We start from the raw sequence: 13,854 nt of genomic DNA, 5'->3' as shown, positions 1-13,854 counted from the left end.
CAATCAGCCAATTATTTGAATTTTAGGCTTTACAGCCGTTTTCCACACCCGTAAAGTTCTTGCCCATGAAATGGATCATCATTCTCGCCACAGTCTTGAGCTGTGCAACGCAATCAGTGCTCGCGGATCAGGATATGCCGCTGGGTGACAGCAACCCCGAGCTCAAAAGCAGCATCACGCTGGAGAACGTCCCCGACAGTCCGGCCGCCGCCGAAGCCCCCGCCCCCTCGCGTCAACGCAGCAAACCCAAGACCATGCCCAAGGGCAGCGATTACCAGCCAGCACAGGATTTGCTGCTCTCGGCCATGAGCCTGATCGGCGTGAAATACACCTGGGGCGGCAACACCCCCGAGTCCGGGCTCGATTGCTCGGGCTTTATCAAATACGTATTTCAAAACTCGATGAATATCACGCTGCCGCGTACCGCCTTTGAAATGGCGCATACCGGGCAGTCCATCGACAAATCGGAATTAAAACCAGGCGATCTGGTGTTCTTCAATACGCTGGGGCGCACATTCTCACACGTGGGCATTTACCTGGGCGACAACCGCTTTATTCATTCGCCACGCAAAGGCCGCAATATTGAAGTGGCCAATATGAATATCAACTACTGGCAAAGCCGCTTTAATGGCGCACGCCGCATCGCCGATGGCGGAACGCAAGGCCTGAACGTCAATTCCCTGCTCGCCGCCAGCAGCCGCCCCAAAGCCGATAGCAGCGCGCGCAGCGCCACCACGGAAAGCCGTAGCAGTCGGCAATGCAAAAAAGTGGTGACCGGCAAAGGGAAAAAGAAGAAAACAGTGATTCAATGCGCGCGCGTTGGTGCGAATGAAAGCAGCAAACCCAGCGTCAGCAGCCGCAAAAAAGCCAGCGCCAAAGAAGCTCGCGGCAGCAAAGTCAGCAGCAAGAAAAGCAGCACCACAACCAGAAAAGCCAAGCAAGCAGCGAAGAAGAAAAAGCAGCGCAGCTAACCCCTTTGTGGCCTTGCGCTGCTAACCTCAGTATATCGTCGCTCCAGCCAGATCCGGTACTGCGGGCAGAGAGCCACAGACATTACCGCAGGTTTGCGGCTAGCACACGGCTCATCAAAGCGGACTGGGGTTAATCGCTAAAGGCAAGCTTCAATATTGCCTACAACCACATACCCCTCGGCTTAATCATCACCCTATCCAGCCCAGCCATTCCCGGCCAGACGCTCTGCAGGCAATCAGATCACACCCTGCGCCAGCATCGCATCGGCCACTTTCACAAAACCGGCGATATTCGCGCCATCCACATAGCTCAGCGTGCCATCGGCTTTGCGGCCATATTGCAGGCAGGATTCATGGATTTTGCGCATGATTTCCTGCAGACGGGCGTCCAGCTCTTCGCGAGGCCACGACAGGCGCATGGCGTTCTGACTCATTTCCAGCCCCGAGGTCGCCACGCCACCTGCATTACTGGCTTTGCCAGGCGCGTAGAGCACGCCGCTGCTTTCAAACACGCGCACGGCGGCGGCAGTCGATGGCATATTGGCGCCCTCGGCCACACAGATTACGCCGTTTTGCACCAGAATCTGTGCATCGACTTCGTCCAGCTCATTCTGCGTTGCGCACGGCAACGCAATATCAACCGGCACATGCCATGGCCGCGTATTGGCATAAAATTGTGCACCAACCCGGCTGGCGTAATCGTTAACGCGCCCGTACAGGTGGTTTTTCACCTCCATCAACTCGGCCAGTTTGTCTGGCGTGAAGCCACTTTCATCGACCACCGTCCCACTGGAGTCGGACACGGTGATCACTTTTGCCCCCAGGGCCATGGCTTTTTCAATCGCGTATTGCGCCACATTACCCGCACCGGAAACACTGACGCGCATCCCTTCAAAACTACGCCCTTGCTGCTTGAGCATTTCCTGAGCAAAGTACACGGTGCCGTAGCCCGTGGCCTCAGGGCGAATTAACGAGCCACCAAAGCTCAGGCCTTTGCCGGTGAAGACGCAATCGGCCCGATTGCTTAGTTTTTTCATCATGCCGGCCATGAAACCAACTTCACGCGCACCAACGCCGATATCGCCCGCCGGCACGTCGGTATCCGCGCCAATATGGCGGAATAATTCGCTGACAAATGCCTGGCAAAAACGCATCACTTCGCCTGCACTGCGGCCTTTAGGGTCAAAATCAGAGCCTCCCTTACCGCCGCCCATCGGTAGCGTAGTCAGCGCATTTTTAAAGGTTTGCTCAAAAGCCAAAAACTTCAAAATCGACAAATTCACCGAAGGATGAAAGCGAATGCCGCCTTTATACGGGCCAATCGCCGATGAATGCTGGATGCGATAACCGCGATTAACTTGCACCTCACCGTGATCGTCCACCCAGGCCACGCGGAACATCAAAACGCGCTCAGGCTCAACCAGCCGGTCCAGCAAGCCTTGCGTTGCGTATTTCGGATTTTGCTCAATAAATGGCCAGACACTTTCGATCACTTCGGTCACGGCTTGCAGCTGCTCACTCTGCCCCGGGTTTCGCGCCGCAACGTGCTGGATGAAATCGTCAAATGAGGTGTAACGCATGGTTATGTATCTCCTTATATCCCTGAGTAATGGGCAGTTTGGATCAGGCGTGCCGATGCATCTGAAGGCGTACGCTGCACGCTCCATCGCTGAACAAGCGTATCCAGCGCGCGACACAGAGCACGACTGCCACTTGCTATTGAATTATTTTTGGAAACAATGACACGGCCAAGCTGCAGCAGCAGATTGATTAACGCAAAAAATCAGCCCAGTGAGGGCAGACAGGCAGGATGCAAATCGCTACAGCGCAAGCCACTAGAGTAAACCAGCAAAGCGACAAAATCAGACTATTGCAGGCTTTTTGGGCCGGATGAAGCCGGATCACATTTTGCAGGCCCAAATCATAAAAGGACCGCCGCGCTTTGATAAGCCACGTAAAATGAATAACACTGTTTCCATTATGGAAACAGTGTTATACGATGCAGCAAATACAGCGGCAAACCAATCCGACGGACTAGTTTTTCCTAGCAAACGCGCAGCGGATTCAGTGCACGGTAAAACCATAGGTATTGCCACGTGAGCCATGACTAGATTGTCATACAGATATATACCCCAACCTAAGCCAGAATAATCGCCATGCACGATATCAATGACATGCTGTACTTTGCCGCCATCGTCAAAGAAAAGAGTTTTTCTGCAGCAGCAAGGCGACTGGACGTGTCCAAATCCAGAGTGAGCAAGGCGCTAACACGGCTGGAAGGGGCGCTGGGCGTGCGGCTACTGCATCGCAGCACGCGCAGCCTGAGCCTGACCGAAGTCGGCGAAGCTTATTTTGACCATTGCGAGCGCATTCTGGACGAGCTGACACAGGCCGACATTACCGTATCGAGACTGCAGCAAGAGCCACGCGGCAAACTGAAAATCAGCGCACCCGTTGCATTTAGCACCATGCACGTCGCCAGTGCCTTACCCGGCTTTATGATGCAGTACCCGGATTTGACAGTCGATCTGACGCTGAGCGACCGGTTTGTCGATCTGGCCGAAGAAGGCTATGACATTGCGCTGCGTATTACCGCCAACCCAGGGCAGAATCTGGTCGCGCGGCGGCTGGCCCCTATTCGCCGGAAAATCTGCGCCAGCCCGGCCTATCTGGAGCGCGCGGGGACGCCGCAGCAACCGGTACCGATCTGATCCGGCATAACTGCCTGGACTACACCTTCTTAAGCACGCAAGGGCTGTGGCATCTGAATGGGTCTGCGGGCAAAGTAGCGATTCCGGTCTCGGGCAGCCTGCGCATTAACGACGATGAGGCGCTGTCGCAGGCCGTACTGGGCGGGCTGGGGCTGGCACTGCTACCCACTTTTATCGTCGGGCGCGATTTGCAAGCCGGACGGCTGATCGAGGTGTTGCCGGGCTATGTACCCACCGAGTTTTTTATCTACGCAGTTCACCTGCCCAATCGTCAGTTGCCGCCCAAGGTTCGCGCCTTTATCAGCTATCTGCAGGACTTTTTTGGCAGCGAACCGTACTGGGACAGGGAAGCCAGCTAGACGCACACCGCCCTCCTTGGCGCGCCAAATCAAGTGCATTGACCACCGGCGAGCCGAGAACCCAGAACAAGGGCAAATCAAGCAGCAGGTATAGCGTCAACCGAAAGGCTAGCATTGGCCTACAGAGCGATACCCTTCGCTTTAATAAATCGGCAGCAATAAAAAAGCCCCGAATATTCGGGGCTTTATATGCACAGCAACGCTGAGCTTAGCCTTGGTATGGATGACGCAAGACGATGGTTTCTTCGCGGTCCGGGCCAGTAGACACGATGTCGATCGGCGCTTCGCAAATTTCAGCGATGCGTTGCAGGTATTTACGCGCGTTTTCTGGCAGACCATCCCACGTTTTCACGCCGAATGTGCTCTCTGTCCAGCCAGCCCACTCTTCGTAGATCGGCTCGCACAAAGCGATATCATCTGCGCCAACAGGCAGGATGTCAGTTTCAACGCCATTGACTTTGTAACCTACACAAAGCTTGATCGTTTCAATGCCATCCATCACGTCCAGCTTGGTCACACACAGACCGGAAACACCATTGATCTGGATCGAGCGCTTAAGCGCTGCCGCGTCAAACCAACCGCAACGACGTGGACGACCTGTCACTGAACCGAACTCATTGCCGCGCTTGGCCAAGCCAGCGCCAACGTCACAGAATAACTCAGTCGGGAATGGGCCAGAACCCACACGTGTCGTATACGCTTTCACGATACCGAGCACGTATTGCAGCATTTGTGGCGCAACGCCAGCACCTGGCGCAGCCGCACCAGCCACACAGTTGCTCGAAGTCACGAATGGATAAGTACCGTGGTCGATGTCGAGCAGCGTGCCTTGCGCGCCTTCAAACAGCAAAGGCTCGCCAGCTTTGTTCATTTCGTACAGGGTACGCGATACATCGCCCAGCATAGGCTTGATGCGCTCGGCGTAAGCCAGCGTTTCATCGTATATGGTCTGGAAATCCAGCGTTGGTGCATTGAAGTAGTTTTTCAGTGCAAAGTTGTACCAGTCGAGGTTTTCCAGCAATTTGGCGGCAAAACGCTCTGGGTGATACAAATCTTGCAGACGAATCGAGCGACGCGCGATTTTATCTTCGTAAGCCGGGCCAATACCACGACCCGTTGTACCGATTTTTTTCTCGCCTTTGGCCGCTTCACGCGCCTGGTCGATGGCAATGTGGTACGGCAGAATCAGCGGACATGCTTCAGAAATGCGCAAGCGGCTCATTACGTCGATGCCGGCCGCGGTCAATTCGTCGATTTCTTTGAGCAAGGCTTCAGGAGAAATCACCACGCCATTGCCGATAAAGCAGGCTTTACCCGGGTGCAAAATGCCCGATGGGATCAGACGCAGAACTGTTTTTTTGCCGCCAACGATCAGTGTGTGACCTGCATTGTGACCGCCTTGAAAGCGAACCACGCCTTGCGCGTGATCAGTCAACCAGTCAACAATCTTGCCCTTACCCTCGTCACCCCATTGGGTACCAATAACGACTACATTTCTGCTCATTCCCAAACCTCGATGCATAAAACACAAAATAATTGGGCAACACCACACCTGTAGCATTGCGACCGAACTTTAACGTCAAAACGCTGTTTGAGCCAGCAATTTTTTTGCTCAAATTGCTGAATTTTTAAAGGTTTATGACTTGCCAAACACCCTCTTTTTGCTGCAGGGCGCGGTCGGCGTGAACTTCGGATTGCACCACACCAAGGTCAACAATCACGATTTCACCCTGGGCGCGCAAGGCGCGAATCGCGTCAAGCAAGGCCGCATCTTCACCTTTAGGCGCCAGAACGGCTGCTTTTTTGCCGGGAAACGGCACTGAGGTCAGGCCACGTAAGTCGATACTGAAGCCGGTTGCCGGGCGTGAGCGGCCAAACTTCTCGCCCACACTGTCGTATCGACCACCACGCGCCACGGCATTGGTAAAACCTTTGGCGTAAGCATTAAACACCAGACCAGTGTGGTAGTAGCTGCCTGGCAGCTCGGCCAGATCAAAACGAACAGTAATACCGCGTGCGGTCAGCGCGGCATGCAATTGCTGCAAGCCATCGAGTGCAGCGGCAATTTCAGGCAGCGCGGGCAACTGCGCTCGGGCTTGCGCAAGCACCGACAGATCGCCGTAGCTGCTGGCCAGCGCCAGCAGGCCTTGTTGCAACTCAGGCGCCAGTGAAGCCGCAAGGGTTTTCAGTGTTGGCACGTCTTTTTGCTTGAGCGCGTTAAATGCACTCTGGCGCAACTCGCCCTGCCAGTCAGCGGCATCGGCAATGGCATTGAAAAGGCCAATATGCCCCACTTCCAACGTCATATCACTCACACCGGCTTGCGCCAGACTGGCAAACATCAGCTCAATGATTTCCACATCGGCAGCCAGATCGGCACAGCCGTAGATTTCGGCACCGATTTGGCGAGGCTGGCGCGTTGACAGCAGGCCGTCGGGACGGGTGCACAAAACCGAACCGGTATAGCACAGACGGGTCACGCCCTGGCGGTTGAGGATATGCGAATCAATCCGCGCCACTTGCGGGGTAATATCGGCACGCAAGCCCATCTGGCGGCCAGACAATTCGTCAACCAGCTTGAAGGTTTTCAAATCCAGCGCCGCGTCCTGCTGGGTCAGCAGGGATTCAACGTATTCAACCAGCGGTGGCTCAACTTGCTCATAGCCATACAGCGAAAACAGATCGAGCATGCTCCGGCGCATGCTTTCAATTTGTCGTGCCTCGGCAGGCAGTACATCGGAAATATATTCAGGCAGTATCCAGTTACGCATCGTCTTTACAAACCAAATGCCCACCCAGGTATTACCCTGGAGTGGGCGTTAATCATAGTGTTGATGGCAATACCCTCTAGGGAGTTTAAATCGCCGCCAACGAAATTAATAAACCGGCCAGCAAAGAGCCAAATCCGATCAGGCGAATCTGGCCATCACTCATTTCCGACATGCGCTTTAATGTGGCACGCCAGATGTGTGGCAGGGTAAAGGGCATGATACCTTCAAACACCAGCATCAGGCCCAAACCCAGCCAGAGCGCCGAACTCATTTAGCTGCGCCTGCACGCGGATTTTTCATGTATTTGAAGAAATCGGCACTTGGGTCAATGACCATTACGTCGCTTTTCTTCGCAAAGCTCTGTTTGTAGGCATCCAGGCTCTTGTAGAAAGCATAGAACTCCGGATTTTTGCCATAAGCATCTGCATAGATCGCCGCCGCCTTGGCATCGCCCTCACCCTTCATTTGCTGCGCTTGGTTATAGGCATCGGCCAGAATCACTTCGCGTTGCTTGTCAGCATCGGCTTTGATCTTTTCGGCAGCGGCACTACCTTCGGCACGCAGCTGGCTGGCCACGGCTTTACGCTCTGACTGCATGCGCTCGTATACCGAATTGAGCGTGCTGTCTTCAAGCTCAACGCGCTTGATGCGCACATCCAGGACCTGCACACCAATCCGCGCGGCATCGGCATCAGCCACCTTGCGAACATGGTTCATCACTTCGTCACGCTGACCGGAAATAACGTCCTGTACCGTGCGCTTACCAAACTCGTCGCGCAGCATATTGTTGACGGTATTGCGCAAACGATCGACACCTTTGCGCTGATCAACGCCGACGGCCTTGTAGTATTTTTCAACGTCCACGATCTGGAATTTGATAAAGCTGTCGGCCTTCACATTCATTTTTTCAATGGTCTGAATGCGTGCAGGGGCTTCTTCATCAATCGTTTGAATACGCTTGTCAAAGTAACGCACTTCTTGCAGCAGCGGTATTTTGAAATGGAAGCCAGGGTCTTTAATCACCCGAACCGCTTCAGAGAACTGAAACACAATGGCGTACTGGCGCTGATCCAGCGTGAAAAATGTTGTCGAGAAAATGAACAAAGCGACAAACAGAGCGCCAATCACCGGCATAATTTTATTCATGTTCAAGCTCCTTAGCGGCCGTCACGCTCACCGCGACTTGAGCGGGTAGCTGGTTCATTAGGCTGTACCACAGGCAGCTCGGCTGCTTTCGGGGCCAGCGGGGTCGCATTATTTTCGCCTTGTGCATTCATCTGCATCAGTTTATCGAGCGGCAGATAGAGCAAATTGCCATTGGACTTCTGATCGACCAGCACCTTGGTCGTGTTCTGATACACCGTCTGCATGGTATCCAGATACATCCGGTCACGCGTCACTTGCGGCGCCTTGCTGTATTCCGCTGCAATCTGACGGAAACGTGACGCATCACCCTCGGCACGTGCGACCACTTGCTGGCGATAGCCCAGCGCTTCTTCGTTCAAACGGGCAGCCATACCACTGGCTTTAGGCACGACGTCATTGGCGTAAGCCGTGCCTTCATTGATCAGACGGGCGCGATCCTGACGGGCCTTCACCGCATCGCTAAATGCAGCCTGCACTTGTTCCGGCGGTTGAACATCGGAGATATTGACCCGGGAAACAGAAATACCGGTGCCATATTTGGTCAGCAAGTCCTGGATGATTTCCTTGGTGTCTTCACCGATCTTGCCGCGGCCTTCGTTCAGGACGTAATCCACTTTATTCTTGCCAACGACTTCACGAATCGCCGTTTCTGCGGCTTGCTTGACAACATCACGACCGTCTTTATCCAGCAAACGATTATTGAACAGGAAATCGCGGGCCGAATTGAGGTTGTATTGCACTTCAAGTTGCACTTCGATGATGTTCTGGTCACCAGTGAGCATGGTACTTTCATCACCCGTTGCCGCCGCGCCGCGTACGCCAACCTCGAGGCTGCGCAACTCGGTCATATTGACAATTTCGCGCGCTTCAATCGGGTATGGCAGATGCCATTTCAAGCCCGCGCTTTCAACAGTCTGGGTATATTTGCCAAAACGGGTAATCACCGCATTTTCACGCTCATCCACCACATAAACGCCCGAGCCTGCCCACAAAACCAGCAAACCAGCGCCAATCACCAAAGCACCAGTCGAGCCGCCTTTCGAGTTGCCAGTAGGCAAGCCAGATGTTGGTTTGCCACCAAACAAGCGATTTATTTTGTCGGTAATTGAACGGAAAATTTCTTCTAAATCAGGTGGGCCGCCATTATTACCTTTACGGCCACCACCCCATTGCGGGTCATTCTGACTCATTTATTCTTCCTTTTGTGATTGGCTTATTGCTTCAATCAACGCTGCGCGTAGCAAATCAAGTCCATTGCCTTCAATGGCGCTTAATTTAACTGTGCTGATTTTACCATATTCATCACGCACCACTTCGGGCGGCAATGCCTTTTGATCAATCTTGTTAAAGACCATCAGCTGTGGAATACGTTCCGCACCAATTTCAGCGAGCACCTTGTTTACTTCGGCAATTTGCAAATCACGCATTGGATGGTTGATATCAACAACGTGCAGCAATAAATCGGCATTGATCGTTTCTTCCAAAGTCGCGCGAAATGCCGCCACTAGGGTATGCGGCAATTGCCGGATAAATCCGACCGTATCGGATAAAACAATCGAATTTTCGGCATCCAGATACAATTTGCGGCTGGTGGTATCAAGCGTGGCAAACAATTGATCTGCCACATAAATTTTGGCTTTGGTTAATGCATTAAACAGCGTTGATTTGCCTGCATTGGTATAACCAACAATCGAAACGGTAAATTGCCCATTCCTATCCCGCGCCTTGCGCTGGGTTGCCCTTTGCTTTTGCACAACAGTCAGCTGATCTTTTAGCCGCTTTACCCGCACACCAATCAGGCGGCGGTCAGTCTCCAGCTGCGATTCGCCCGGGCCACGCAAGCCCACCCCGCCTTTCTGACGTTCCAGGTGAGTCCAGCCGCGAATCAATCGAGTCTGGATATGCGCCAGTTGAGCCAGCTCCACCTGCAATTTACCCTCTGCGGTACGCGCGCGCTGGGCGAAAATATCCAGAATCAACGTCGTGCGATCCAGCACCCGGCATTGCGCCTTTTTTTCCAGATTTCGTTCTTGAGCTGGTGATAACTGGTGATTGAAAATCACCAGCTGCGCCTGGTGTTCGGCAACAGCCTGGGCAATCTCGTCGGCTTTACCGCTACCAGCAAAATACGCAGCATCCGGGCGCTGGCGTTTACCTTCAATAATCTGCAAAGGCTTTACCCCAGCAGACTTTACCAACTCAACGAACTCATCGACACCATCGCGGTAATCGGGCTCGCCAAAATCGAGGCAAACCAGTATTGCCTCATCACCGCCTTGATGGCGTTCAAACATGCAGACCTCGGTTAGAAATAATCAGATCATTAGGTGGGGATCAAATGGCCAAATCCAAGAAGAAAAAACCCCGAAAGATCAGATCTTTCGGGGTTCAGAAATTACCCAATCAAAGAATGATCAGTTCTCAGTTGCTGCAGCAGCCGGATTGTCATGCGGCACATTCACCGAACGTGAAGGCACCACGGTTGAAATGGCGTGTTTGTAAACCATTTGCGTGACGGTATTACGCAGCAAAACAACATACTGATCAAATGATTCGATCTGCCCTTGCAGCTTGATGCCATTGACCAGGTAAATTGACACTGGCACATGCTCTTTGCGCAAGATGTTCAAAAAAGGATCTTGCAACATTTGCCCCTTAGCACTCATTTTATTCTCCGGTTTGTTATTGTGTATCCGTCTATACGGCTTGAGTCAAAACATCTTACGCTTATAGTACAAATTTCAACAGCTTACAATCAGCAATGTTACTTATTACCGCGGCGATTCAATTTGGGTGGCGCTTTGCCCTCGAATGGATTGCCTGCTTTTTTGAATTGCACACGCAGCGGCGTTCCTTGCAATTTGAACGTTTTCATAAAGAAATGTTCAAGGTATCGCCAGTAGGATGCCGGCACAGCCTCCAAGGCATTGCCATGAATAACGACCACAGGTGGATTGCTGCCGCCTTGGTGGGCATAACGCATTTTAGGGCGAATTTTACCGGCAATCGGCGGTTGCTGACGTTCCATCGCCAACTGCAGCGCACGAGTCAGTTTTGGCGTTGGAATCTTGATCATTGCTGCATCGTAGGCCTGATGGATAGAACCAAACAAATCACCCACCCCTTTACCTTGCAAGGCAGAGATGTAATGGAATTTGGCAAAATCCAGAAAGCCCAGTTTGCGTGCAATTTCCCGCTTGATGGTATTGCGCTGATCTTCATCAGCAGCTTCCCACTTATTGATTGCCACCACCAGGGCACGGCCAGACTCTAATACAAAGCCAGCGATTTTTGCATCCTGATCCGAGACATCTTGCGTTGCATCAAGCACCAGAATCACCACATTGCAGTCCTCAATGGCCTGCATGGTCTTGATCACCGAAAATTTCTCGATCATATCAGTGACTTTGCCACGGCGGCGTACGCCAGCAGTGTCAACCACTGTGTAATTTTGACCATTGCGCTCAAAATCAATGAACACCGAGTCACGAGTCGTGCCAGGCGCATCAAAAGCAATCACGCGTTCTTCACCAAGGATGGTATTGACCAGTGTCGATTTTCCAACATTCGGACGGCCAACAATGGCAAAAATCGGATGCGTGACTTCTTCTTCGGCTTCTGGCTCTGGAAATCCTTCCAGAATGTCATTAATCAGATCACGAACGCCCTCACCATGCGAAGCTGAAATCGCCACCGGATCGCCCAGACCCAGCTCGTGGAATTCAGCCGTCATCACGGCACGATTCATCCCTTCAATCTTGTTCACCGCCACCCAGACAGGGCGATCACCTTGACGCAAGCGATTGGCAATAATTTTGTCCTGCGGCGTCAGACCATTACGGCCATCGACAATAAAGACAATTGCATCTGCCTCATCAACCGCCTGCAGCGTTTGCTTGGCCATTTCAAACATGATGCCTTCATCAATCACCGGCTCAAAGCCGCCTGTATCAATAACCAGATAAGGCTTTTCTCCCACCTTGCCGTGACCATAATGACGGTCGCGCGTCAGGCCGGGCTGATCCGCCACCAGCGCATCGCGGGTCTTGGTCAGGCGATTAAATAACGTTGATTTGCCCACATTCGGGCGCCCGACAAGGGCAATTGTTGGTTTCATTCAATTCTCTTACTGTGCACCCAGCAAATACAAACTGCCTTTACGCGTTTGAACCATTGCCTCTGAGCCGACTGATTTGGGTGCTAAATAAATACGACTGCCATCGGTGGCTTGCTGGCCAACCAAAGACCCACTTTCAGGGTCAAGATAGTGCAAATAACCGTCCAGATCACCTACCACAACCTGATTACCCAATACTGCTGGCGCACTCACAAAACGGTAAGCCAGCGCTTCCTGCTTCCAGACCGAACGCCCGGTATTACGCTCGAACGCTTGAATATGACCCTTTGCATCAGTCACATAAACCCGCTGCTCATCAATGGCAAGGCCAGCCCAGCTGGAAGCCTCACGGGTCCAGACTAGCGAGCCATTTTGCGTGCTGATGCAGGCAATTCGCCCTTGAAAAGCCACAGCACATACCATATCGGCATAAACAACCGGAGAGGCAACAATATCGGTTACCCGTTCGAGCTCACTGGCACCGCGCGGCAACGCGATCGGGGCTTCCCAGAGAATACGGCCGTCATTCAAAGCCAGAGCACTTAAACGACCTGCCGCCTGCCCAACATACACAACCCCACCAGAGACCACTGGAGACGCATAATTGCGCAACTGCAGACTAGGCTGCTGGCGTTGATAGATCCATTTCAATTCGCCAGAGCTAGCTGAGAACGCACTCACTTTGCCATCGGCTGAACGCACAATCACCAGACCTGAATCAATCACAGGTGAAGCAATAATTTCGCTGGAGGTTTTAACCGACCACAGTATCTTGCCCGAACTCTGCTCCAAAGCGACGACGTCGCCTTTCAGACTTCCGACAGCCACGATATCGGCACCAATTCCAACCCCACCCGCGATATTTTGCGTGAGCACTTGCTTCCATTTCACTGCACCATTGCTGCGATTAAGCAAAGCGAGCTCGCTGCCGCCACCAATAACGGCAACGTATTGAGCTGAAAAGGCGGGCTGAAAGCGATAAGTTGTGTCATTGCCAATGGCTGCCGACCAAAGCGTCTTGGCCTTTACCGTGGTTTGTACCACTGGCAAAGGTGAAGGATCAGGAATATTGCTGGTTGAAGAGCATGCACTCAAACCCAGCACGCCAAGCAGTAAAGCCGAACGCAAAACTCGCATCTTACTTCACTCCAAGCACGTCAAGCTTCACTTCCACCAGCTTCAAGTTGGGGGCGTCCTTCGGCAATTTGGCGATGGCCTGGCGATATGCATCAGCCGCACCGGCAACATCATTTTTAGCCAGCAACAAATCGCCACGCATTTCGGCAAACAGGGGCGAGTAGCTTTCTTCTTCAGGCGTTTTGATCAGCGCCAAAGCCTCGTCGATTTTTTTGTCATCGAGCAAAACCGAAGCCAAACGCAATTTGGCCGTATCGCGCAAATTGACTTCCTTGGCATTAGCAATCACCCATTTTAATTCTTCGCGTGCAGCCTCAGGTTTGCCATTCAGATAAGCAAGCTTTGCGGCAGCCAGAGCCGCACGTGCAGCATAGGCCGTAGACTGGTAATCACTTTTGAGTGTGGTCAGTGTCGCCTTGAATTTAGCTTCGTCCATCGCCTGAGTTTGCAACTGGGCATATAAATCAGCCGCCTTGGCAGACTGATGTTTTTGCCAGGTTTGCCAGCCAGTCCATCCCGCGTATGCGAGTAGCGCGGTAATCACGGCGATAGCCAGCGATTTGCCCCAGCTTTGCCACCAAGCTTTCAGCTCGGCAATCTGTTCTTGTTCTTGTAAGTCAAAAGCTGCCATGTTAACCCCGT

The 13,854-nt window shown here is 52.8% G+C and carries 14 protein-coding genes; 3 read left to right on the top strand and 11 right to left on the bottom strand.

Features of this window, described 5'->3' with window-relative positions; all coding sequences use genetic code 11:
• The first annotated feature begins 65 nt into the window (after positions 1-65).
• Complete coding sequence (locus tag ABHF33_RS15885) at positions 66-971, top strand: C40 family peptidase (RefSeq protein WP_348944861.1); 906 nt, start codon at positions 66-68, stop codon at positions 969-971.
• 236 nt (positions 972-1,207) lie between these two features.
• On the opposite strand, the gene gdhA is transcribed toward ABHF33_RS15885, so the two are convergent.
• Positions 1,208-2,551: an NADP-specific glutamate dehydrogenase gene (gene gdhA, locus ABHF33_RS15880; protein ID WP_348944860.1), complete on the bottom strand. Its 1,344-nt coding sequence runs from the start codon at positions 2,549-2,551 to the stop codon at positions 1,208-1,210.
• A 576-nt stretch (positions 2,552-3,127) separates the two neighbouring features.
• Here gdhA and ABHF33_RS15875 point away from each other — a divergent pair.
• Entirely contained in the window at positions 3,128-3,682 is a 555-nt protein-coding gene (locus ABHF33_RS15875) for a LysR family transcriptional regulator (protein ID WP_348944859.1), read from the top strand.
• Positions 3,622-4,041 (top strand): LysR substrate-binding domain-containing protein, encoded by a 420-nt coding sequence (locus ABHF33_RS15870; protein WP_348946647.1) that lies wholly within the window; start codon positions 3,622-3,624, stop codon positions 4,039-4,041. The genes ABHF33_RS15875 and ABHF33_RS15870 overlap by 61 nt, the downstream gene beginning before the upstream one ends.
• Before the next feature lie 208 nt (positions 4,042-4,249).
• On the opposite strand, the gene ABHF33_RS15865 is transcribed toward ABHF33_RS15870, so the two are convergent.
• The 10 genes from ABHF33_RS15865 to ABHF33_RS15820 form a co-directional block, all read right to left on the bottom strand.
• On the bottom strand, positions 4,250-5,545 hold the full coding sequence (locus tag ABHF33_RS15865; RefSeq protein ID WP_157314622.1) for an adenylosuccinate synthase: 1,296 nt from the start codon (positions 5,543-5,545) through the stop codon (positions 4,250-4,252).
• Between the two features lie 124 nt (positions 5,546-5,669).
• Positions 5,670-6,812, bottom strand: a complete 1,143-nt coding sequence (locus ABHF33_RS15860) for an ATP phosphoribosyltransferase regulatory subunit (RefSeq protein ID WP_348944858.1) — start codon at positions 6,810-6,812, stop codon at positions 5,670-5,672.
• Between the two features lie 85 nt (positions 6,813-6,897).
• Positions 6,898-7,083 carry a DUF2065 domain-containing protein gene (locus ABHF33_RS15855; RefSeq protein WP_157314620.1) on the bottom strand — a complete coding sequence of 62 codons (186 nt, stop codon included), beginning with the start codon at positions 7,081-7,083 and terminating at the stop codon, positions 6,898-6,900.
• Entirely contained in the window at positions 7,080-7,958 is an 879-nt protein-coding gene (hflC, locus tag ABHF33_RS15850) for a protease modulator HflC (RefSeq protein ID WP_348944857.1), read from the bottom strand. The genes ABHF33_RS15855 and hflC overlap by 4 nt, the downstream gene beginning before the upstream one ends.
• An 11-nt stretch (positions 7,959-7,969) precedes the next feature.
• Positions 7,970-9,148 carry an FtsH protease activity modulator HflK gene (gene hflK / locus ABHF33_RS15845; protein WP_348944856.1) on the bottom strand — a complete coding sequence of 393 codons (1,179 nt, stop codon included), beginning with the start codon at positions 9,146-9,148 and terminating at the stop codon, positions 7,970-7,972.
• Positions 9,149-10,252, bottom strand: a complete 1,104-nt coding sequence (hflX, locus tag ABHF33_RS15840; protein WP_348944855.1) for a GTPase HflX — start codon at positions 10,250-10,252, stop codon at positions 9,149-9,151. It lies immediately after the preceding gene.
• Positions 10,253-10,372: 120 nt separating this feature from the next.
• Positions 10,373-10,624, bottom strand: a complete 252-nt coding sequence (hfq, locus tag ABHF33_RS15835; RefSeq protein WP_157314616.1) for an RNA chaperone Hfq — start codon at positions 10,622-10,624, stop codon at positions 10,373-10,375.
• Between the two features lie 98 nt (positions 10,625-10,722).
• Positions 10,723-12,075 carry a ribosome biogenesis GTPase Der gene (gene der / locus ABHF33_RS15830; RefSeq protein ID WP_348944854.1) on the bottom strand — a complete coding sequence of 451 codons (1,353 nt, stop codon included), beginning with the start codon at positions 12,073-12,075 and terminating at the stop codon, positions 10,723-10,725.
• Positions 12,076-12,084: 9 nt separating this feature from the next.
• Positions 12,085-13,212: an outer membrane protein assembly factor BamB gene (gene bamB, locus ABHF33_RS15825; protein WP_348944853.1), complete on the bottom strand. Its 1,128-nt coding sequence runs from the start codon at positions 13,210-13,212 to the stop codon at positions 12,085-12,087.
• Position 13,213: 1 nt separating this feature from the next.
• Positions 13,214-13,843: a YfgM family protein gene (locus ABHF33_RS15820; RefSeq protein WP_348944852.1), complete on the bottom strand. Its 630-nt coding sequence runs from the start codon at positions 13,841-13,843 to the stop codon at positions 13,214-13,216.
• Positions 13,844-13,854: the final 11 nt, after the last annotated feature.

The organism is Chitinibacter sp. FCG-7, from assembly GCF_040047665.1.
GTDB lineage: Bacteria > Pseudomonadota > Gammaproteobacteria > Burkholderiales > Chitinibacteraceae > Chitinibacter > Chitinibacter mangrovi.
The sequence above is the reverse complement of the archived record's forward strand: the minus strand, read 5'-3'. Positions and strand labels throughout refer to the sequence as shown.

Bases quoted from the DNA above. Each gene is read 5' to 3' on its own strand.
- hflX (WP_348944855.1), bottom strand. From the start codon at position 10,252: ATGTTTGAACGCCATCAAGGCGGTGATGAGGCAATACTGGTTTGCCTC.
- ABHF33_RS15860 (WP_348944858.1), bottom strand. From the start codon at position 6,812: ATGCGTAACTGGATACTGCCTGAATATATTTCCGATGTACTGCCTGCC.
- hflK (WP_348944856.1), bottom strand. From the start codon at position 9,148: ATGAGTCAGAATGACCCGCAATGGGGTGGTGGCCGTAAAGGTAATAAT.
- hfq (WP_157314616.1), bottom strand. From the start codon at position 10,624: ATGAGTGCTAAGGGGCAAATGTTGCAAGATCCTTTTTTGAACATCTTG.
- ABHF33_RS15820 (WP_348944852.1), bottom strand. From the start codon at position 13,843: ATGGCAGCTTTTGACTTACAAGAACAAGAACAGATTGCCGAGCTGAAA.
- der (WP_348944854.1), bottom strand. From the start codon at position 12,075: ATGAAACCAACAATTGCCCTTGTCGGGCGCCCGAATGTGGGCAAATCA.
- ABHF33_RS15875 (WP_348944859.1), top strand. From the start codon at position 3,128: ATGCACGATATCAATGACATGCTGTACTTTGCCGCCATCGTCAAAGAA.
- gdhA (WP_348944860.1), bottom strand. From the start codon at position 2,551: ATGCGTTACACCTCATTTGACGATTTCATCCAGCACGTTGCGGCGCGA.
- ABHF33_RS15885 (WP_348944861.1), top strand. From the start codon at position 66: ATGAAATGGATCATCATTCTCGCCACAGTCTTGAGCTGTGCAACGCAA.
- bamB (WP_348944853.1), bottom strand. From the start codon at position 13,212: ATGCGAGTTTTGCGTTCGGCTTTACTGCTTGGCGTGCTGGGTTTGAGT.
- ABHF33_RS15865 (WP_157314622.1), bottom strand. From the start codon at position 5,545: ATGAGCAGAAATGTAGTCGTTATTGGTACCCAATGGGGTGACGAGGGT.
- ABHF33_RS15855 (WP_157314620.1), bottom strand. From the start codon at position 7,083: ATGAGTTCGGCGCTCTGGCTGGGTTTGGGCCTGATGCTGGTGTTTGAA.
- hflC (WP_348944857.1), bottom strand. From the start codon at position 7,958: ATGAATAAAATTATGCCGGTGATTGGCGCTCTGTTTGTCGCTTTGTTC.